The sequence below is a fragment of the Ruegeria sp. F11 genome, from assembly GCF_056533855.1.
The window spans coordinates 187,107-205,105 of record NZ_JBQFOW010000005.1; the positions used below are offsets into that span (position 1 = coordinate 187,107).

Consider the following 17,999-nt stretch of genomic DNA (forward strand, 5'->3'; position numbering starts at 1 on the left):
ATGAGCAGCAGGCCGTGAATGCTTGAGTTCGAGAATGTCAGCAAGTCCTTCTGGACCGGGACCAGCCGCAAGGTGATCCTGGACAGGGTCTCATTCCGGATCGAGCTTGGGAAATCGCTGGGCGTGCTGGCCCCCAACGGAACCGGAAAAACCACGCTGATCAACATGATGGCCGGGCTTGAGAAACCCGACGAAGGGGTTATCCGGCGTGACTGCCGCGTGTCGTTCCCGATGGGGTTTACCGGCGGAGTCTCTAACAAGATGTCAGCGCTGGAAAACGCGCGTTACATCGCCAAAATCTACGGCATGGACCCGGATTATGTTGAGGCCTATTGTAACTGGCTGTGCGGCCTTGGCGAGTATTTCAACCAGCCGCTGGCGACTTATTCGTCAGGCATGCGGGCGCGGTTCACCTTTTCGCTGATGCTGGCGCTGGATTTCGACATGTACCTGATTGATGAGGGCATGCCCTCGACCACGGATGTCGAGTTCAACAAGAAAGCGGGTTCGATCCTGCAGGAACGGCTGCGGACCACGACGCTGGTGATCGTGTCCCACAGCCCCGCAACGCTGGAAAAATTTGCACAGCAGGCGGCGGTTCTGCTGGACGGGCAGCTTTACATGTTCGAAACCTTGGAAGAGGCAAAACAGTTATATGACTACGAAACCCAAGGTTAAGAAATACAACTGGCGGCGCAAGGCGCAGGCCGAGGGCAGCGCCGAAGCGCGGTCCGAGGCGATGGCGCGCATCCGCAGTGCAACGCAAGGCCCCGCCGCCGCGAACGAGACGCAGGCAGGAACCGAGTTGGATGAGATCAAGCGCGAGGGCCTGACGGGCCGCCAATTGCGCGTCGCCCGACGGCTGGCGCAGAAACACGGGCTGGCGGCAACCTCGGATTATGACGCGGTGCGCCTGCTGCGGAAACAGGGCATCGACCCGTTTGAACGGACAAACTTGCTTGATCTGGCCGCGCAGAAAAGGCCCGAGGATGCGGCAAAAGACAAGGTAAATATCCAACTGCCGCAAACCATCCGGGAAGAAACCAAAAACCTGCCGGGGCCCGAGATGAGCCCGGCAGATCGCCGCAATCTGGAAATCGGCCAGATTCAGAAGGACATTGCAAAGCGTCGCCGCCGCAAGCTGTTTGCCTTGTTCGCGCGTCTGGCTGTCTTTGTATTCCTGCCGACCTTCATTGTTGGTTTCTATTTCTACCGCATCGCGACCCCGATGTACGCCAGCGACTCAGCCTATTCGATATTACAGGCGGATGGGGCAGGAGCTTCGTTTGGTGGCTTTCTGGCAGGGACTCAATATGCCACGGCACAGGACTCGGTCGCCACACAGGAGTTTTTGGATTCCAAGGATGCTCTTCTGAAGCTCGAGCGGGACATTGGCTTTGCTGAGATTTTCAAGCAGGAGTGGATCGACCCCATCCAGCGCCTGTCGCCCAATGCGACGCTTGAAGAAACCTATAAACTGTATAAACGCATGATTACAACGGGTTATGATCCGAGCGATGGCATTATCCGAATGGAAGTCGCAGCCCCGGACCCGGACATCGCAGTCAGCATTTCCAATCTTCTTTTGTCCTATGCCGAAGATACAATTAATGCCCTGTCCGAGAAAAAGCGATCGGACCAGATGCGCGATGCGCTGCAGGGCTTTGAAGACGCACAAGGTGCCCGCAGGCAGGCGCAGGAGGACCTGATTGAACTGCAATTGCAAGGCGCGGTGCTGGACCCTGAAAACGTGATTGCAGGCCTGCGAGCCCGCATCAATGAGATCGAGATTCTGCTACAGGACAAAGAGCTGGAACTGGCCGCTCTGAATGACAACCTGCGCCCCAACAAGGCCAAGGTCGACGGCGTCAGCGCCGATATCGCCCGGCTGGAAAAGGTGCTTGCGGAACTGAATGCCGAGATGCTGGACGCCTCGGCAGGCGAAAACTCGCTGGCGCGGCTGAGTGTCCGGATTCAAATGGCGCAGGCCGATCTGGCTGCCCGCGACATGATGCTGCAAACCGCCATGCAACACATGGAAACCACACGGACCGAGGCCAACCGACAGGTGCGCTATCTGACCGTCTCGGTCAACCCGGTACCCAGTCAGGAACCAACCTATCCGCGCAAGTTCGAAAATACGATTTTGGCTTTCCTGTTGTTTGCTGGTATTTACCTGATGATCTCGCTTACCGCGTCGGTCCTTCGTGAACAGGTATCCTCGTAAGACATATGAAACATGTAAAAATCTCCGACCTGACGGTCGGCAATGACCTTCCGCTGACCCTCATCGCCGGCCCCTGCCAGCTTGAAAGCGCGGATCATGCCCAGATGATCGCGGGCACCATGAAAGAGGCCTGCGATGCCGTCGGCGCGCAATACGTGTTCAAGGCCTCTTACGACAAGGCCAACCGCACCTCGCTGTCCGGCAAACGCGGCATGGGGATCGACGCCGGGCTGAAAGTGCTGGACGATATCCGCAAGACAATGGGTATCCCGGTGCTGACCGATGTCCATACCGAAGCCCAATGCGCCATCGCGGCTGAGGCTGTGGACGTTCTGCAAATCCCCGCGTTCCTGTGCCGTCAGACCGACATGCTGCTGGCCGCCGGGAACACAGGCAAGGCTGTGAACGTCAAAAAGGGCCAGTTCCTGGCCCCGTGGGAAATGCCGAATATCGTCACGAAAATCGAAAGCACCGGTAACCACAACATCCTGCTGACAGAGCGGGGTACCTCGTTTGGCTACAACACGCTTGTCGCAGACATGCGCGGGCTGCCGCAGATGGCGCAAACCGGCTATCCGGTTGTGATGGACGCGACCCATTCGGTGCAACAGCCGGGTGGCAAAGGCGGGTCCTCGGGCGGGCAGCGTGAATTCGCGCCGGTGATGGCGCGCGCTGCGGTGTCCCTTGGGATCGGCGCTGTTTTCATCGAAACCCATCAGGACCCGGACACCGCGCCCTCGGACGGGCCGAACATGATCCCGTTGGATCAGATGGGCCAATTGATTGACACATTGATGCGCTTTGATGCGCTCGCCAAAGCGAATCCAATTCAAATTTAACGATTGAGACCAGTTATGACCAAACCTTTGCCTGAGGTGACCCCCAACACCTGGAGTTTTCTGCGCGACGCGATGATCAAACCCACCGGGTTCCGCGAGTATGACGCGCGTTGGAAATACCCCGATGAGATCAACCTGCCCGGCATGACCGCCCTTGGACTGGGGCTTGGCACCCAGATGCACAAGCGCGGGATCGCGCCCGTGATTGCGGTGGGCAATGACTATCGCGACTATTCTCTGTCGATCAAAAACGCGCTGATCCTGGGACTGATGCAGGCGGGGATTAAGGTCAAGGATATCGGCCCCGCGCTCAGCCCGATGGCCTATTTCGCGCAGTTCCATCTGGATGTGCCTGCCGTTGCGATGGTGACGGCCAGCCACAACCCGAATGGCTGGACCGGGGTAAAAATGGGCTTCGACCGCCCGCTGACTCACGGCCCGGATGAAATGTCGGAACTGCGCGATATCGTCCTGAACGGCGAAGGCGTCGCCCGCCCCGGCGGTGCGTATGAGTTCGTCGAGGGCGTCAAAGAGGCGTATATCGACGATCTGGTCGGCGATTTCAAAATGTCCCGCCCACTCAAGGTGGTGTGTGCCACGGGCAACGGCACCGCCTCGGCCTTTGCGCCCGAGATTTTCGAACGGATCGGGGTTGAGGTCGTGCCCAGCCATAACCGGCTCGATTACACCTTCCCGAACTACAACCCGAACCCCGAAGCCATGGAGATGCTGCACGACATGGCCGACACCGTGAAATCTAGCGGGGCCGATCTGGCGCTTGGATTTGACGGGGATGGCGACCGCTGCGGTGTTGTCGATGATGAGGGGGAAGAGATTTTTGCCGACAAGGTCGGCGTCATCATGGCGCGCGATCTGGCGCGGCTGCATCCGGGCTCGACCTTTGTAGCGGATGTGAAATCCACCGGCCTGTTTGCCAGCGACCCCGAGTTGCAGGCGCATGGCGTCAAGGCCGATTACTGGAAAACCGGCCACAGCCATATGAAACGGCGGGTCAAGGAAATAGGCGCTCTGGCCGGGTTCGAAAAATCGGGCCACTACTTTCTGGCCGAGCCCATTGGGCGCGGGTACGACTGCGGCATGCGCGTGGCGGTCGAGATTTGCAAGCTGATGGACCGCAACCCGGATAAAAGCATGTCGGACCTGCGCAAGGCGTTGCCCAAGACATGGTCCACCCCCACGATGTCACCCTATGCCGCTGATACCGAGAAATACGACATCCTGAACCGGCTGGTCGACAAGCTGGTCGCCAAGGGCGACGCAGGCGAACCCTTTGCGGGCCGGTCCATCAAAGAGGTCGTCACTGTTAACGGAGCGCGGGTCATTCTGGACAATGGCAGCTGGGGTCTGGTGCGCGCCTCGTCAAACACGCCCAATCTGGTTGTCGTCTGCGAAAGCAGCGAGAGCGAGGCCGAGATGCGCGCGATTTTCGCCGACATTGATGCCGTCATCCGCACGGAGCCCGGTGTCGGCGACTACGACCAGACCATCTGATCTTTGGACCCGTTCGGTGCCGCTCAGTCGGCGCCGAACAGCTTCAACAAGCCTTTCTTGGCTTCTTCCTCAAGCTTGTTCTTAAGGGCGTCTTCGATCTGACCGGTGTCTGTGACCGTGGTGTCCAACTCGCTGCCGACCTTATCCAGAACCTTTTGCTTTGCGTCGCCCTCAAGCTCTTTGATCTTTCCCTCGGCGGCGGCCTCGATGACCTTGGTCAGGTCCGGCCGGATCGACGGGTTGCTCCACGGGCCGACGATGCGCACGGGCACGGATATGCCCTTGCCGGAATTGGCGCGCAGGGCAACCGGGGTAAACAGGTAGTCGATATTGCGCGCGCCCAGCCCCACGGTTCCGGTGCCATCGGCGCGGAAGTTGTTCAACAGCATCAGCAGGTCATTATTGGTCATAACACCTTTGTCGATGGTGAAACTGCCCGACAGGCTGTTGAACACGGTGGTTCCGCCCGAGCCGCCGCCCTGCCCCATCAGGCGGTCCAGATCAAAACCCGCGATCACGCCCTTTCCCACATCCAGACGCCCCTTGCCGGACAACGAGTTCATGATCTGCTGCTCGGTCTGGCCGACCCCGAGGAACTCGAAACTCCCCGATCCGGTGCCGGAGAAGCGCTCGACATCTGCAAGCGCGGACAGGGCCTGTTGAATATCCAGCCCGCTGGCCTGAAAATTGCCGCCAACGGACAGGCCGTTGCGGTTGTTGGCGACGACCTGCCCAGTCAGTTGCCCTGAAAACAGCGTGGCGGGCTGCATTTCCAGAACCGCGCGAGACCGGTCGAGGCTCAGCGTCAGATTGCTGGGTCCGAGGGTCAAGTCAGGCACAGCGATGGATTTGGCCGTCAGGCGGATATTGCCATTGGCCAGGGCAAGGGCGGATGCATCGATTGGGTCGGTTGACCATCCATCGTCTGAGGAAGGCGCGCCACCAGAACCCCCACCTGAACCTGCAGCGGGTTCGGCAAACCGGGACAAATCAAGGTCCCCAGCGTCCAGACGGGCCGTGATATGCGGCGGGTCCGAGATCGCGATATCGGCCTCACCCACAAAACGGTTGTGATCCAACTTGGCCACCATATCCCGCAGCGAGACACGGCCATCTTTGGTGTATGTCATCTGCCCCGAGACATCTGCAACGCGCCCTAACCCCAGTGGAACGCTGACTCCGGCCTGACCAAACGCGGCCAGCATCCTTTCGGTGTTTCTGGCCACGACCTGCGTCTTGCCGTCCATCTCCCCGGCAATGTTGACGCGCCCGTCAAACCCGATCTCTCCGCCTGGGGCTTGCAGTTTCAGGTCAAGCGGCGTGACAGCGCCGGAAGAAAAAGCAGGCAGGTCCGGCAGCTTCAGGTCGACCTGCACTGCCCCGCCGGGCACCGCCATATTGGCTGCCATCACCATCGGGGCGGTCACATCCGGCCAACTGGCCGACAGGTTGACCCCCGCGAAATCCATCTTGGTTACGCCGTTTTCGATATAGATCAGCCGCGCGTCGGTCAGTTCCAGCCGATCCAAAGTCACCGGACGTGTGTCGGGTGTCGCCGCGCTGGTTGCAGCAGCAGAAGTGGATGCGGAGGTATTTGCGCCAGAGACGGGAACCCGAAGCTCCCAATTGCCGCGCCCTTGCGACAGTTCCAGCCGAAGCAGCGGCTTCTCGGCAAACACGCGTTTGATCTTGAGATCGCCCGACAGCAGCGCGGCGGCATCGACGCCAACGGCAAGGCTGTCAGCGCTCAGCATCGGTTCGGGCCCGGCCCATTCGGCATTGCCAAAGGTCACGGGGCCGGTCTCCATGCCAAGGACCGGCCAGAAGGAAATTTTCACATCGCCGGACAGGGTCAGGTCCCGGCCCGTCTCGGCGCGCACCTGCTCAGTCAGGATGGCGGCCAGCTTGTCGCCTGGCATCAGAAGCAGCGCGCCGATGACCAGCCCGAACACGGCCACAAGAATAAACAGGATGCGCAACAGCCATTTCATTTTCTGCTCTCCGCCTTTTGGCTTGTTTGAATTAATCATTCAAACCGCGCGCGACATTTGCAAGGGGAAGCTTTCCCCACTATATGCCGCGCCATGACCACGAACCCGCCGAACCTCCGCCCCGACCTGGCACCCGCCGCCCGGATTTCCGACGCGCCCCGCCCGAACCAGCCAACCATCGGCATGGTCTCGTTGGGCTGTCCCAAGGCGCTGGTCGATAGTGAGCGTATTCTGACCCGCCTGCGTGCCGAAGGATACGGCATTTCGCCCGATTATGCGGGGGCGGATGCCGTGATCGTGAATACCTGTGGGTTCCTTGACAGTGCCAAAGCCGAGTCGCTGGATGCAATTGGCGAGGCTTTGGTCGAAAACGGCAAGGTCATCGTTACTGGCTGCCTGGGGGCGGAACCGGACTATATCCGTGAACACCACCCGCGCATCATGGCCGTCACCGGCCCGCATCAATACGAGCAGGTTCTGGATGCGGTTCATGTGGCCGTTCCACCCGACCCGGACCCGTTTGTCGACCTGCTGCCCGCCAGCGGCGTGAAACTGACCCCGCGCCATTACAGCTATCTGAAAATTTCCGAGGGCTGTAACCACAAATGTCGGTTCTGCATCATCCCTGACATGCGCGGCAAACTGGCCAGCCGCCCGGCCCATGCGGTTCTGCGCGAGGCAGAGAAGCTGGTCGATAACGGCGTACGCGAATTGCTGGTGATCTCGCAGGATACCTCGGCCTATGGGTTGGATCGCAAGTATGACGTGAACCCATGGAAGGACCGCGAGGTGCGCAGCCACATCACCGATCTGGCGCGTGAATTGGGGCGGTTGGATGCCTGGGTGCGGCTGCACTACGTCTACCCCTACCCTCATGTGCGCGAGTTGATCCCGCTGATGGCGGATACGGGCTGCAATGTGCTGCCCTATCTGGATATCCCCTTCCAACACGCCCACCCGGACGTTCTGAAACGCATGGCGCGCCCCGCGGCGGCGGCCAAAACGCTGGATGAGATCCACGCGTGGCGCGAAGTGTGCCCCGATATCACCCTGCGCTCGACCTTTATCGTGGGTTATCCCGGCGAGACCGAGGCCGAGTTCCAGACCTTGCTGGACTGGATGGACGAAGCACAACTGGATCGCGTCGGCTGCTTTCAATACGAAAACGTCGATGGGGCGCGGTCGAACGACCTGCCGGATCACGTACCCGCCGAGGTCAAGCAGGACCGCTGGGACCGGTTCATGGCAAAGGCGCAAGCGATCTCAGAGGCCAAACTGCAGGCAAAGGTCGGTCAGACCATCCAGGTTATCGTGGATGAGGTCGATGACGAGGCCGCAACCTGCCGTACCAAGGCAGACGCGCCCGAGATCGACGGAAACATGTTCATCGACAAGGGTTTCGCGCATCTCAAACCCGGCGACATCGTCTCGGTCGAGGTCGACGAGGCCGGGGAATACGACCTGTGGGGCAAACTGGTCTGAACAAGCGGTCTGAGAAAAGCGTGACCCGAGTTTATTGGTAAGCGCCGCACCCCGCACCGATATTGAACATGAAACCAAACGGAGGGTGTCATGTTCAGCAGATTTCCGATCGCTTCAATATGCGCGCTGTCTGTGCTGGCTGCGTCTCTTACCGGCTCAGCCGCCGTTGCGCATCATATCGAAAAGAAAAGCGCGGCCATTATCATCGTGGGCGGCAAAGACGTGGGCATCAAGCTGCACAGTCAGCACCCGATAAAGCGCCACTATTTTGCGCCCAAGACCAAACATTCCGTTAAAAAGCACGGGGTTCACCACCGGAAGACGGTTAAGAAACACCATCGTTCCGGGTTGAAACGGCACAAGTTCGGGCGCTATCCGCACAAGTCAAACAAGCGTTACGGGCGCAGGTCGCTTGGGATCAAGAAGAAGTACCGTTTCAGAAAATACTGACCCGGCAGGCACCGTCAGAACAAATCGAGCAGGGCCACCACCCAGGCTGCACCGGCCGCAATGGCCGTCAGGGCGACCGCTGCGCTTGCGGCGTCTTTGGCCTGACCGGCCAGAGGGTGCTGGTCGGTCGAGGTGAAATCCACCGCGCGCTCAATCGCGGTGTTGAACAGCTCGGCCACCAGCACCAGAAGCCCCAGCACGATGATCAGCGCGCGCTCGGCTGACCCGACGGGCAGCCACAGAACCAGCGCCACAGACACTAGGTTGGCCCAACCCCACGAGCGAAAGGAATACTCATCCCGCCATGTGGCGCGCAGGCCCTGCCAGCTCCAGCGGGTACGGTCCTTTAGTCGGGTGAAAAAGTACTGCATCGGCCTTGGGTCTTGGTGCGTGTCATTGGGATTGAAGGATCATGCCCGCACGCTGATCAGGCAAGAAAAAACCGCCCCGCGGGCGGCATTACTTACCAAAGCAGGCAGGCGGCCCACAGTCGGGCCGCCTGCGAAAGGGCTTACTGAGTAACCGGGTTACAGACGGTCTGGCCCGCCTCGGTCGTGGCCAGTTCATACCCGCCCGGGCAGCTTGCGTTGCCGGCCTTGTCATAGCTGGGCTGAACGAATACGGGGGTCGGCTCTTCCTGCTGCGCGCAGGCCGTCAGGATCAGAGCGAATGCGCCAAGGGCAGCGAATTTCAGTTTCATGTCCGTCAATCCTCTATTAATTTTCTGATATTGACCAGTTTTTCGGGGCCAGTCTCAGGATAAGACTTGCTGGTCTTTCTGGCAACAGAGTCGATCACGAAACCGTGATCTGAGGCGGAACCACGCTCGAATCCCCGGTTATCAGGCTGGGTTGCATCGCGCGTGCTACCCTTTTCGGCGCGGCGCTCTACACTGGATGAAAGACATCAGCCAAAGACGGAGACGCCACATGTCCGACACACCGATTATTGCCCAAACCTCTCCTTTTCCGGTCGAGGTGACCGAGGGGAAGACCTATTTCTGGTGTGCCTGTGGCAAGTCCAGCAACCAGCCATTTTGCGACGGATCGCACAAGGGAACCGGGATAGAGCCGGTGAAGTTTACCGCCGACGCCAGCAAAAAAGTCTTCTTTTGCGGCTGCAAACACTCGTCGAAATCGCCGCTTTGCGACGGGTCGCATTCCAAGCTGTAGGGGTTATTTCAACGCGTTCAGCTGGTCGGCGTTGGCACAGAACTCGGGCGCGGACGCGGCTACATTCTGTTGCTCGGACAGCCAGATTTCGCAGTGTGCGCTACATTGCGACGCCCGGCACTTCGTCACCATCCCGGCATAGCATTCTGGCGAAAGCCGCTTTTCGGCCATCGCCTCAGTCAGGGACACGCCGATGCAACGGGCGACAGACCGGGTCAGCCAAAAGTGTTTTTCGACGTCTCCAAGGGTATCCTTTGGCATCATCGATCTCATTATCCTGAGGCTTTTAGCGCTGCGAACCTGGTCCGGTTGGGGCAGTGTTCGGGCGCGTCAAAAGCGGTTTCGTGTTCATCCAGCCATTCGGGGCATTGGCTGGCCCATGCGCATCCCTGGCAGGACCGGATCATTCCGGCCCAATCCTGCTGGCTCAGGTGACCCTTGCGGTGCGCCGCGACGATGTCTGTCCCGGTCACCTGACCCATCCGCAAAACAAGGCGGATATGTGCCATGACTTCTCCCAGATGCGGCATGATGGCGGGTCCCCTATGGCATCAGCTTATGCAGTAGCTCGCGGTTTCGGCAGTATTCTGGCGCTTGTCCAAGGGTGGGTTCCTGCGCCAGAAGCTGCTGGCAATGGCCAGGGTTCGGGCAGTCAGTGCACCGCAAAACCGCATCCGAAATCTGATCAATGCTCACCTGACCGCCAACCGCGGCCTGTTCCAGATCAACGTCCAGCATTCCGGCCATATCATCGACCAAACCGGCGTGTAGTCGCAGAACATTCTGACTGGCCATGCGGAATCCTCTCACGTCTCGCGTCGCGATCAGGGTACAGGTTTTGTTCGGCTGATCCTTTGACTCAGGTCAATTGGCCTTACCGACCCGGTCCAGATAGGCGCGGGTTGCGTCCTGCACGCGCCTGAACCGGTCGCCGCCCAGCTTTTTGCCACCGTACCAGCGCGTGACAATGATCACGTGATTGTCCAGACCTTCCCGCTCCATCATCCGCAGGATCACCATGCCGGCACCGCTTTCCCCGTCATCCGCTTTCAACGCCCCGGTCGGCAAGGTCGCGGCCCAGGTGTTATGCGTGGCCTTTGCATAGCTTTTGTCCGATTTCAGATCGCCTAGCACCGCGTCGATCTCGGCCCGACTCGTGACATGCGCGCCCGAAACCGCATATTTCGACCCGCGATCGGTCAGAATCACCCCCAATCGCGTCAGGGTGGTCATTGCGTCAGCCCCAGTTGCGCGGCTGTTTCCAGAACGATTTGAACACGGTCTGCGTTGGGCGGGTGCGAGCTAAGGAACCGGTCACCGGGATCGGGAATTCGGTCAAAGAACTTTGCCCCGACCAGCGGGTTGTAACCGGCCTTATAAGTGATGATTGTGCCCAACTGATCCGCCTCAAGCTCAAAGTCCTGAGAATATATCTGCGCGCCGACCTGCGCCCCGAGCTTCTGCGCCTCTTCCACCCCGGCTTCATCAGCCCCGTGCAATCGGGCCAGTTCACCGAACCGGGCCGCACTTTCACTGGCGTTTCGGGATTGCCGTTCGATGTGATCCAGGATGTGATGCGCCGCCTCGTGACCCATGACAAACGCCAGCTCATCCGCATTCTGCGCCGAGCTTATCATCGAGCGGGTGAAAATGATGGCGGGCTGGTCGTTTTCGTCCAATGTCTGAAAGGCGTTGGCAGGCGCGCGCGGGTTCAGATCCACCAAAATCCGAAAGTCGCAATTTCCGGACGGTGCCTGACGCAGACACTGGGTGCGGGCCTCGGCCCCGATGGCGCGGCTGACCTCGCGAAATGTCTCGGTCGTGACCTGAGAATCCGCCGAACGCGTTTCCCAATCCTCGGCGGGCAGAACGCGTAGCACCCCCGAATCGCAAGCTGCCAGCAGCAACAGGACTGCCAAGAAGATCGCACGTGTCATCAGGACCCCTTCCGGTCAGTCGTACCGCCCTGCCACCATAGCGCGGTGATCCATGCGGGGCCACGCCTGATCGGTCGCCAACGGGTTGCATTGCGCGGCGTCCACCGGCACTCTGCCCGTATGTTTTCGATTGAGCATGAATTCGACTCGACCGTCATTACTCTGATTGACGAAGGCGAGAAGCCTTTGCAAGAGGATGTCGTCATCAACAACTTCGCCGAATGCGTCACGCTGGAACAACTGGACCCGCGAACGGATCAGGTACAGAAAATCACCCTCTCGCCCGAACAGGTGCGCGATCTGGCCGCGGCGTTGGACCTGCCCGAGGGCGTGTATCAGTTGCGGGAAACGCAGGACTAAGGGTCATAGACAAACAACTTGTCGCGGCTGGTCTGCCCCCGTTTCAGAATCAGCGTTGATGGGGCGACACCCAAGCATTGCGCCAGGATGGAGCGGACAGCCTGATTGGCCTTGCCGTTTTCGGGCGGTGCCGTGACCCGGATATGTAGTTGCTCACCTTCTAGCATCACCCGATCCTGTGCCGCTTTCGGCGTCACTCTGACCGGAATCTCAGCGCCCCGTCGGGCCAGGCTGCTCAAGTCCGGCAAGTTTCGCAGTCGTGACCTGGCCATATTGCCCCCGCTTCTTTCAACACCCTTGCATGACCGGTCCCGGAATGAAAATGATCTGGGCAAATTGCCAGTTTGCCCTTGAATCGGGGGCCATGCTGACCAACTTACAGACTGCTCATGTAAAGGAAGTTAACATATGTCCCTGAAAAACCCGGCCGCTCTGGAATTTCTGCAGTCGCGCCGGTCCCGCCCGGCCAAAACGCTGATCGCTCCGGCACCCACTCGCGAGGAACTGCTGCCCCTGCTCACCGCTGCCGCGCGCAGCCCCGACCACGGTAAGCTGGAACCCTGGCGCTTTATTGTGCTGGAAAAAGAGTCCATGCCGCGTCTGGCGCGACTGACCGAAGACTGCGGCATCGCGTTGGGCAAAAGCGCTGAGGATATCGCGAAAACGCGCAGTCAGTTCGATATGGGGCAACTGGCAGTGGCGGTGATCGAGGTGCAAAAGCCCAGCGACAAAGTTCCGGCCATCGAACAAACCTATTCCGCAGGGGCGGTCTGTCTGGCCTTGCTGAACGCTGCGCTGGCTGCTGGTTGGGGGGCCAACTGGCTGTCGGGTTGGCAAGCGCATGACCGCGAGTTCTGCAGGACGGCACTTGGTCTGGCCGAAAATGAACGCGTCGCGGGCCTGATCCACATCGCGACCGAAAGCAGGACCCCGCCAGAACGCCCCCGCCCGGACGTCGCGGCGTTGACGACATGGGTGTCTGAATGATCATCCTGAGTGCCTTCTTCGCCGCGCTGGAGCAGATCGGCGATCCCAAGTTCCGCGCCGTTCTGCTGCGCGGTGTCAGCCTGACAATGCTGCTGCTGGTGACCGTCTGCGCGGGGGCGATCTGGGTCATCAACACGCTGTCAGGCAATGAGATCTCGCTGCCCTTCGTGGGCGTTGTCCCGTGGCTGAACGACGTGCTGAACTATTCCAGCATCTTTCTGGTGCTTGTGTTGCCGGTGTTCTTGATGGTGCCTGTCGCCTCGGCCATAACCTCGATCTTTCTGGACGAGGTCGCGCAGGCGGTCGAGGACAAGCACTACAAAACCCTGCCCCCGGCCCGCCGCATTCCAGTCTCCGAGGCGGTGCGGGACGGTCTGAGCTTTCTGGGCGTTCTGATCGTTGCAAACCTGCTGGCGCTGATCCTCTATGCGATCTTCACCCCGCTTGCGCCGTTCATCTTCTGGGCCATGAACGGGTTCCTGCTGGGCCGAGAATACTTCACGCTGGCCGCCATGCGCCGTTTGGGCCGCGACGGGGCGCGGAAGTTACGGGCAAAGCATTCGACAACCATCTGGATTGCGGGAACGCTGATGGCCATCCCGCTGTCGGTTCCCTTGGTAAATCTGGTGATCCCGATCATCGGAGCCGCCACATTCACCCATATCTACCACAGCTTGTCAGCCAGCAGGGCCTGACAGCGCCTAGCGCGGTTCCAACTGATTCAGCCAGTCGAAATCGCGCACCGAGATCACGCCCGACACGATAATCCCCGCAATCACCGCCCAGAGCACCACAGAAATGCCGGTGGTGATCCACAGCTTCTTCTTCATGTGGTGAACCTCCGGCGCGCCCGCATGGGTACCCGGCACGATCTCACCCAGATCGCCTTGGGTTTTGATGCGGATGGGTAGCACCACAAGCAAGGTCATGAACCAGATGACCGCGAACAGAACCAAGGCGGCTGTGATCGTCATGTCGGACCCTCCGGGGTTAGGGGTTTAAACCTGTTCCAGTTCCACCAGACAGCCGTTGAAGTCCTTGGGATGCAGGAACAACACGGGCTTGCCATGCGCGCCGATCTTGGGCTCGCCCGAGCCCAGCACGCGCGCGCCGGTTTCCTTCAGATGGTCGCGGGCGGCAATGATATCCTCGACCTCGTAACACACATGGTGGATGCCACCGGCGGGGTTTTTCTCGAGGAATCCATTGATCGGGCTGTCATCGCCAAGAGGGTAAAGCAGTTCGATCTTGGTGTTGGGCAGTTCGATGAACACAACGGTCACGCCATGATCGGGTTCATCCTGCGGCGCGCCCACGTTGGCACCCAGCGCGCTGCGGTACTGCTCGGACGCGGCCTCAAGGTCCGGCACGGCGATGGCAACGTGGTTAAGACGACCGATCATGATGTTCTCCTCTGTCCTTTGTTGCATGGGTTATGGGGGCAGACCCGGCAAAGGACAAGTGCGCCAAATCGCCCGTTAACCCTGTGTTAGCCAGAAGTTCCTAGCGTAAGGCATCTGCTGGATAGGAGATCTGCCATGGACGATTCGGGCCCTTTTGCCACCACTATCGCCACGCCCACCGCAACTCGGCCCCTGTTGGGCCAAACCATTCTGGTTGTCGAAGACAGCCGGTATGCCTGCGACGTGATACGCCTTATGTGTCTGCACAGCGGCGCCAGAATTCGGCGTGCCGACTGCCTGAAATCGGCCCGGCGCCATTTGCAGATTTATCGCCCGTCGGTCATTCTGGTCGACATGGGCCTGCCGGATGGCTCGGGCGCGGACCTGATAGAGGAACTGAACCAAGCCTCGCCCCGGATCGGCGTCATTCTGGGCATGTCCGGCGATGATTGCGCCAAGGCGGATGCGCGGCGGGCAGGGGCCGATGGGTTTCTGCCCAAACCACTAAAATCAATGGCGTATTTTCAGAAATCCATCCTGGAGCTTCTGCCCGAGGATCGCCGCCCCGGGGATCTTCACGCCGTCCGGGATGAGGTGATCCGCCCGGACCCGATGGCGTACCAGGATGATATGGCCCATATCGCTGATATTCTGGCTGGCCCGAATGATCCACGCACCCTGGATTACGCTACACAGTTCCTACGCGGCGTCGCGCGTGAGGCTGATGATACGGTTCTGGCTGAAGCCGCCCGAAAGCTTGCAGTGTCGCGGGCGCAGGGCACGCCGATCACCGCCGAGGCCGCGCACCTGGCCGGGCTCGTGCAAAGCAGGTTGGAACGGCGAGAGGCAATCTGAGATGGACACCGCCTACCTCGTGGCCGCATCGCTTCTGTGTCTGTGGCTTTACCGTCAAACACGCAAAGCCGCCCGTACCATTCGGGAGAACCGGAATGGGTTGGGGAAACAGCTGGGTTAGTGCGTTTCTCCACCTTAGAATTTCCACGGGTACGGGGCCCGCGGCATGTTGCCGCCCAACGCGGTCTCACGCGCACTCGACTGAAACAGCGTTTTTTTGACCCCCAGAAAGCAAACCGCCCGCACGCGGCGGGCAGTTCTCTTAGTCCTGAGGGATGATCCGAAGCCCCAGTTCCATCAACTGGTCCGAGGTCGGATCGGACGGCGCGTCCATCATCAGATCCTCGGCGCGCTGGTTCATCGGGAACATCATGACCTCGCGGATATTTGCCTCATCCGCCAACAGCATCACGATCCGGTCGATGCCAGCCGCGCAGCCCCCGTGCGGCGGCGCGCCATAATGGAAGGCGTTGAATAGCGCACCAAAGCGGGATTTGACCTCATCCTTGCCGTAGCCCGCCAGTTCAAAGGCTTTCAGCATGATCTCGGGCTTGTGGTTCCGGATCGCGCCCGAAACCAGCTCATACCCGTTACAGGCCAGATCGTACTGATACCCGCGCACGTCCAGAGGATCGCCTTGCAGCGCCTCCATACCGCCCTGCGGCATCGAGAACGGGTTGTGTTCAAAGTCAATCGCGCCGGTTTCCTCGTCCTGCTCGTAAATCGGGAAATCCACGATCCAGGCAAAGGCAAAGCGGTCTTTTTCAGTCAGACCCAGCTCTTCACCGATCACGTCCCGCGCCTTTCCGGCAACCTTTTCAAAAGCCTTGGGTTTGCCGCCCAGGAAGAACGCCGCATCACCCACATCCAGCCCCAGTTGCTGGCGGATCGCCTCGGTGCGCTCAGGCCCGATATTCTTGGCCAAAGGCCCTGCGGCCTCTCGACCTTCGCCCTGATCGCGCCAGAAGATATAGCCCATCCCGGGCAGACCCTCTTTTTGGGCAAAGGCGTTCATGCGGTCGCAGAATTTGCGGCTGCCACCACCTGGCGCGGGGATGGCGCGAATTTCGGTGCCGTCCTGCTCCAGCAGCTTTGCGAAAGTCGCAAAGCCAGAATCGCGGAAGTGGTCGGAGACCACTTGCATTTTAATAGGGTTCCGTAGGTCGGGCTTGTCGGTGCCGTACCACAGGGCCGAGTCCTTGTAGGAAATCTGCGGCCATTCCTGATCGACCTTGCGGCCGCCGCCGAACTCTTCGAACACGCCGGTCAGAACGGGCTGGATCGTGTCGAACACGTCCTGCTGCTCGACAAACGACATCTCAAGGTCAAGCTGATAGAAATCGGTGGGCGAGCGGTCGGCGCGCGGGTCTTCATCGCGGAAACAGGGCGCGATCTGGAAATACTTGTCGAAGCCCGACATCATGATCAACTGCTTGAACTGCTGCGGGGCCTGCGGCAGCGCATAGAACTTGCCCGGATGCAGGCGCGACGGCACCAGAAAGTCGCGTGCGCCTTCGGGGGACGAAGCGGTGATGATCGGCGTCTGATACTCGCGGAACCCCTGATCCCACATGCGTTTACGCATCGAGGCCACAACGTCCGAGCGCAGGGTCATGTTGCGCTGCATCGCCTCGCGGCGCAGGTCGAGGTAACGATAGCGCAGGCGGGTTTCCTCGGGGTATTCCTGATCGCCGAAGACCATAAGCGGCAGTTCGTCGGCAGCGCCCAGCACTTCCAACTCGCGCACATAAACCTCGACCTCACCGGTAGGCAGTTTCGGGTTCACCAATTCCGGGTCGCGCGCCTTGACCGATCCATCGATGCGGATACACCACTCGGAGCGAACTTTCTCAAGCTCGGCAAAGGCGGCGCTGTCGCCATCGCACAGAACCTGCGTGACACCGAAGTGATCGCGCAGGTCGATGAACAGCACGCCACCGTGATCTCGGACCCGATGCACCCATCCCGACAGGCGGACGGTTTCACCGACATTGGCGGCGGTCAGAGCGGCGCAGGAGTGGCTGCGATAGGCGTGCATGGAGATATCCCTTCGGGCGCAGAATTCGTCGCGCCGATACACCCTGTCAGGTCTGGAAAGTCAAGGCGGGTCGCGCCGTCAAAACGGCCTTTGCACGTTGCCCGAGTAGAAATAGACGCCCAAACCGACGGCAAAGATGATATTGCCCGCGATCGCGTGCAGCAGCACTGCGAATACAAACGAGCCGCGCTGACGGTAAGCCCATGTAAACAGCAGCCCTCCGGCAAAGGTCATCGCGGCGACGATCCAGCTCCAGTACATCAGATGGGCGAAGGAAAACAGGAACGCGTTCAGCAGGTAGGCCCGGCGGCCATCAGGCAGGATTGCGTGATAGCGGCGGAAGAACAGGGACCGGAACAGCAGCTCTTGCGGCAGGGCCGAGGCCAGTGGGTAGCCGATCCAGATCATGGCCAGCATCTCGGGCCGGTGTCGCAGCAGGAAAAAGGCGGCCTCGGGCCGGGTGATCTGAATCAGGATCGCGCAAAATGCCGTCATGACAAGCGTGAAGACAAGCAACTCGCGCCAGGACCAGTTCGCCCATTCATATCGCAATTCGGCCCAGCGAAATCCCAGTGTCCAGTTCAGCAGCACAATCCCCAGCCCGGTAAAGGCAAACAGCGCCGGGAACATCCAGTCGGGTGGGAAGAACACTGCAATCACCAGCGGGGCGGCGATGTAAAACAGGCCGAACTCCACCCGCAGCCGGAGCATCGCGACCGGCGGTCCAACCATTGTGCTGTCTTTGC

General features: G+C 60.0%; 24 protein-coding genes. 11 read left to right on the top strand and 13 right to left on the bottom strand.

Translation table 11 applies throughout. The annotated features are described in order from the left end of the window. Positions 1-18: 18 nt before the first annotated feature. From ACR0NJ_RS08490 to ACR0NJ_RS08505, 4 genes are read left to right on the top strand one after another with little or no spacing between them, the layout of a single operon-like run. A complete protein-coding gene (locus ACR0NJ_RS08490; protein WP_480816697.1) occupies positions 19-678 on the top strand; it encodes an ABC transporter ATP-binding protein in 660 nt (219 codons plus the stop codon). Continuing rightward, entirely contained in the window at positions 656-2,227 is a 1,572-nt protein-coding gene (locus ACR0NJ_RS08495; RefSeq protein ID WP_480816698.1) for a KpsE/RkpR family capsule polysaccharide export protein, read from the top strand. Before ACR0NJ_RS08490 ends, ACR0NJ_RS08495 begins: the two co-directional genes overlap by 23 nt. Positions 2,228-2,232: 5 nt before the next feature. Beyond that, on the top strand, positions 2,233-3,066 hold the full coding sequence (kdsA, locus tag ACR0NJ_RS08500) for a 3-deoxy-8-phosphooctulonate synthase (RefSeq protein WP_480816699.1): 834 nt from the start codon (positions 2,233-2,235) through the stop codon (positions 3,064-3,066). Between the two features lie 15 nt (positions 3,067-3,081). After that, complete coding sequence (locus ACR0NJ_RS08505; protein ID WP_480816700.1) at positions 3,082-4,578, top strand: phosphomannomutase/phosphoglucomutase; 1,497 nt, start codon at positions 3,082-3,084, stop codon at positions 4,576-4,578. A gap of 23 nt (positions 4,579-4,601) precedes the next feature. Here ACR0NJ_RS08505 and ACR0NJ_RS08510 read toward each other — a convergent pair whose 3' ends face one another. Continuing rightward, complete coding sequence (locus ACR0NJ_RS08510) at positions 4,602-6,569, bottom strand: AsmA family protein (protein WP_480816701.1); 1,968 nt, start codon at positions 6,567-6,569, stop codon at positions 4,602-4,604. 93 nt (positions 6,570-6,662) lie between these two features. Between ACR0NJ_RS08510 and rimO the strand changes: the two genes are divergently transcribed. Both rimO and ACR0NJ_RS08520 read left to right on the top strand, forming a co-directional pair. Beyond that, the gene (gene rimO, locus ACR0NJ_RS08515; RefSeq protein ID WP_480816702.1) at positions 6,663-8,051 is read left to right on the top strand and encodes a 30S ribosomal protein S12 methylthiotransferase RimO; all 1,389 of its coding nucleotides are present in this window, start codon (positions 6,663-6,665) and stop codon (positions 8,049-8,051) included. 90 nt (positions 8,052-8,141) lie between these two features. Continuing rightward, a complete protein-coding gene (locus tag ACR0NJ_RS08520; protein ID WP_480816703.1) occupies positions 8,142-8,501 on the top strand; it encodes a hypothetical protein in 360 nt (119 codons plus the stop codon). Between the two features lie 14 nt (positions 8,502-8,515). Here the strand turns inward: ACR0NJ_RS08520 and ACR0NJ_RS08525 are convergent, their stop codons facing one another. Beyond that, positions 8,516-8,872, bottom strand: coding sequence for a diacylglycerol kinase (locus tag ACR0NJ_RS08525; protein ID WP_480816704.1), 357 nt, complete (start codon positions 8,870-8,872; stop codon positions 8,516-8,518). 140 nt (positions 8,873-9,012) lie between these two features. Beyond that, entirely contained in the window at positions 9,013-9,201 is a 189-nt protein-coding gene (locus tag ACR0NJ_RS08530; RefSeq protein WP_480816705.1) for a hypothetical protein, read from the bottom strand. A 229-nt stretch (positions 9,202-9,430) separates the two neighbouring features. Here ACR0NJ_RS08530 and ACR0NJ_RS08535 point away from each other — a divergent pair, with 229 nt between their 5' ends. Continuing rightward, positions 9,431-9,673: a CDGSH iron-sulfur domain-containing protein gene (locus ACR0NJ_RS08535; RefSeq protein ID WP_480816706.1), complete on the top strand. Its 243-nt coding sequence runs from the start codon at positions 9,431-9,433 to the stop codon at positions 9,671-9,673. Positions 9,674-9,676: 3 nt separating this feature from the next. Here ACR0NJ_RS08535 and ACR0NJ_RS08540 read toward each other — a convergent pair whose 3' ends face one another. From ACR0NJ_RS08540 to ACR0NJ_RS08560, 5 genes are all read right to left on the bottom strand, one after another. Further along, positions 9,677-9,934 carry a DUF6455 family protein gene (locus ACR0NJ_RS08540; protein ID WP_480816707.1) on the bottom strand — a complete coding sequence of 86 codons (258 nt, stop codon included), beginning with the start codon at positions 9,932-9,934 and terminating at the stop codon, positions 9,677-9,679. Positions 9,935-9,945: 11 nt separating this feature from the next. Then, positions 9,946-10,203 (bottom strand): DUF6455 family protein, encoded by a 258-nt coding sequence (locus ACR0NJ_RS08545; protein ID WP_480816708.1) that lies wholly within the window; start codon positions 10,201-10,203, stop codon positions 9,946-9,948. A 13-nt stretch (positions 10,204-10,216) separates the two neighbouring features. Then, on the bottom strand, positions 10,217-10,468 hold the full coding sequence (locus ACR0NJ_RS08550) for a DUF6455 family protein (RefSeq protein WP_480816709.1): 252 nt from the start codon (positions 10,466-10,468) through the stop codon (positions 10,217-10,219). Positions 10,469-10,537: 69 nt separating this feature from the next. Next, entirely contained in the window at positions 10,538-10,906 is a 369-nt protein-coding gene (locus ACR0NJ_RS08555; protein WP_480816710.1) for a YigZ family protein, read from the bottom strand. Continuing rightward, positions 10,903-11,610: a M48 family metallopeptidase gene (locus ACR0NJ_RS08560; protein ID WP_480816711.1), complete on the bottom strand. Its 708-nt coding sequence runs from the start codon at positions 11,608-11,610 to the stop codon at positions 10,903-10,905. The genes ACR0NJ_RS08555 and ACR0NJ_RS08560 overlap by 4 nt, the downstream gene beginning before the upstream one ends. Before the next feature lie 120 nt (positions 11,611-11,730). Between ACR0NJ_RS08560 and ACR0NJ_RS08565 the strand changes: the two genes are divergently transcribed. Further along, positions 11,731-11,970, top strand: a complete 240-nt coding sequence (locus ACR0NJ_RS08565; RefSeq protein WP_480612476.1) for a hypothetical protein — start codon at positions 11,731-11,733, stop codon at positions 11,968-11,970. On the opposite strand, the gene ACR0NJ_RS08570 is transcribed toward ACR0NJ_RS08565, so the two are convergent. Next, positions 11,967-12,242, bottom strand: a complete 276-nt coding sequence (locus tag ACR0NJ_RS08570; RefSeq protein ID WP_480816712.1) for a DUF167 domain-containing protein — start codon at positions 12,240-12,242, stop codon at positions 11,967-11,969. The two genes, ACR0NJ_RS08565 and ACR0NJ_RS08570, sit on opposite strands and share 4 nt — an antisense overlap. A gap of 136 nt (positions 12,243-12,378) precedes the next feature. Here ACR0NJ_RS08570 and ACR0NJ_RS08575 point away from each other — a divergent pair, with 136 nt between their 5' ends. Together ACR0NJ_RS08575 and ACR0NJ_RS08580 are read left to right on the top strand one after the other, a co-directional pair. Continuing rightward, positions 12,379-12,957, top strand: coding sequence for a nitroreductase family protein (locus tag ACR0NJ_RS08575; RefSeq protein WP_480816713.1), 579 nt, complete (start codon positions 12,379-12,381; stop codon positions 12,955-12,957). After that, complete coding sequence (locus ACR0NJ_RS08580) at positions 12,954-13,652, top strand: EI24 domain-containing protein (protein WP_480816714.1); 699 nt, start codon at positions 12,954-12,956, stop codon at positions 13,650-13,652. The genes ACR0NJ_RS08575 and ACR0NJ_RS08580 overlap by 4 nt, the downstream gene beginning before the upstream one ends. A 6-nt stretch (positions 13,653-13,658) precedes the next feature. On the opposite strand, the gene ACR0NJ_RS08585 is transcribed toward ACR0NJ_RS08580, so the two are convergent. Both ACR0NJ_RS08585 and mce read right to left on the bottom strand, forming a co-directional pair. Next, the gene (locus tag ACR0NJ_RS08585) at positions 13,659-13,931 is read right to left on the bottom strand and encodes a DUF1467 family protein (protein ID WP_480816715.1); all 273 of its coding nucleotides are present in this window, start codon (positions 13,929-13,931) and stop codon (positions 13,659-13,661) included. 24 nt (positions 13,932-13,955) lie between these two features. Continuing rightward, positions 13,956-14,360, bottom strand: coding sequence for a methylmalonyl-CoA epimerase (mce, locus tag ACR0NJ_RS08590; RefSeq protein WP_480816716.1), 405 nt, complete (start codon positions 14,358-14,360; stop codon positions 13,956-13,958). A 135-nt stretch (positions 14,361-14,495) separates the two neighbouring features. Between mce and ACR0NJ_RS08595 the strand changes: the two genes are divergently transcribed. Next, a complete protein-coding gene (locus ACR0NJ_RS08595; protein WP_480816717.1) occupies positions 14,496-15,215 on the top strand; it encodes a response regulator in 720 nt (239 codons plus the stop codon). A gap of 262 nt (positions 15,216-15,477) precedes the next feature. Here the strand turns inward: ACR0NJ_RS08595 and aspS are convergent, their stop codons facing one another. Both aspS and ACR0NJ_RS08605 read right to left on the bottom strand, forming a co-directional pair. After that, positions 15,478-17,253 (bottom strand): aspartate--tRNA ligase, encoded by a 1,776-nt coding sequence (gene aspS / locus ACR0NJ_RS08600; protein ID WP_480816718.1) that lies wholly within the window; start codon positions 17,251-17,253, stop codon positions 15,478-15,480. A 78-nt stretch (positions 17,254-17,331) separates the two neighbouring features. Further along, positions 17,332-17,985 (bottom strand): CPBP family intramembrane glutamic endopeptidase, encoded by a 654-nt coding sequence (locus ACR0NJ_RS08605; protein WP_480816719.1) that lies wholly within the window; start codon positions 17,983-17,985, stop codon positions 17,332-17,334. Positions 17,986-17,999: the final 14 nt, after the last annotated feature.

Coding starts and splice junctions, on each gene's coding strand:
- ACR0NJ_RS08490 (WP_480816697.1), top strand. CDS start 19: ATGCTTGAGTTCGAGAATGTCAGCAAGTCCTTCTGGACCGGGACCAGC.
- ACR0NJ_RS08495 (WP_480816698.1), top strand. CDS start 656: ATGACTACGAAACCCAAGGTTAAGAAATACAACTGGCGGCGCAAGGCG.
- kdsA (WP_480816699.1), top strand. CDS start 2,233: ATGAAACATGTAAAAATCTCCGACCTGACGGTCGGCAATGACCTTCCG.
- ACR0NJ_RS08505 (WP_480816700.1), top strand. CDS start 3,082: ATGACCAAACCTTTGCCTGAGGTGACCCCCAACACCTGGAGTTTTCTG.
- ACR0NJ_RS08510 (WP_480816701.1), bottom strand. CDS start 6,569: ATGAAATGGCTGTTGCGCATCCTGTTTATTCTTGTGGCCGTGTTCGGG.
- rimO (WP_480816702.1), top strand. CDS start 6,663: ATGACCACGAACCCGCCGAACCTCCGCCCCGACCTGGCACCCGCCGCC.
- ACR0NJ_RS08520 (WP_480816703.1), top strand. CDS start 8,142: ATGTTCAGCAGATTTCCGATCGCTTCAATATGCGCGCTGTCTGTGCTG.
- ACR0NJ_RS08525 (WP_480816704.1), bottom strand. CDS start 8,872: ATGCAGTACTTTTTCACCCGACTAAAGGACCGTACCCGCTGGAGCTGG.
- ACR0NJ_RS08530 (WP_480816705.1), bottom strand. CDS start 9,201: ATGAAACTGAAATTCGCTGCCCTTGGCGCATTCGCTCTGATCCTGACG.
- ACR0NJ_RS08535 (WP_480816706.1), top strand. CDS start 9,431: ATGTCCGACACACCGATTATTGCCCAAACCTCTCCTTTTCCGGTCGAG.
- ACR0NJ_RS08540 (WP_480816707.1), bottom strand. CDS start 9,934: ATGCCAAAGGATACCCTTGGAGACGTCGAAAAACACTTTTGGCTGACC.
- ACR0NJ_RS08545 (WP_480816708.1), bottom strand. CDS start 10,203: ATGCCGCATCTGGGAGAAGTCATGGCACATATCCGCCTTGTTTTGCGG.
- ACR0NJ_RS08550 (WP_480816709.1), bottom strand. CDS start 10,468: ATGGCCAGTCAGAATGTTCTGCGACTACACGCCGGTTTGGTCGATGAT.
- ACR0NJ_RS08555 (WP_480816710.1), bottom strand. CDS start 10,906: ATGACCACCCTGACGCGATTGGGGGTGATTCTGACCGATCGCGGGTCG.
- ACR0NJ_RS08560 (WP_480816711.1), bottom strand. CDS start 11,610: ATGACACGTGCGATCTTCTTGGCAGTCCTGTTGCTGCTGGCAGCTTGC.
- ACR0NJ_RS08565 (WP_480612476.1), top strand. CDS start 11,731: ATGTTTTCGATTGAGCATGAATTCGACTCGACCGTCATTACTCTGATT.
- ACR0NJ_RS08570 (WP_480816712.1), bottom strand. CDS start 12,242: ATGGCCAGGTCACGACTGCGAAACTTGCCGGACTTGAGCAGCCTGGCC.
- ACR0NJ_RS08575 (WP_480816713.1), top strand. CDS start 12,379: ATGTCCCTGAAAAACCCGGCCGCTCTGGAATTTCTGCAGTCGCGCCGG.
- ACR0NJ_RS08580 (WP_480816714.1), top strand. CDS start 12,954: ATGATCATCCTGAGTGCCTTCTTCGCCGCGCTGGAGCAGATCGGCGAT.
- ACR0NJ_RS08585 (WP_480816715.1), bottom strand. CDS start 13,931: ATGACGATCACAGCCGCCTTGGTTCTGTTCGCGGTCATCTGGTTCATG.
- mce (WP_480816716.1), bottom strand. CDS start 14,360: ATGATCGGTCGTCTTAACCACGTTGCCATCGCCGTGCCGGACCTTGAG.
- ACR0NJ_RS08595 (WP_480816717.1), top strand. CDS start 14,496: ATGGACGATTCGGGCCCTTTTGCCACCACTATCGCCACGCCCACCGCA.
- aspS (WP_480816718.1), bottom strand. CDS start 17,253: ATGCACGCCTATCGCAGCCACTCCTGCGCCGCTCTGACCGCCGCCAAT.
- ACR0NJ_RS08605 (WP_480816719.1), bottom strand. CDS start 17,985: ATGGTTGGACCGCCGGTCGCGATGCTCCGGCTGCGGGTGGAGTTCGGC.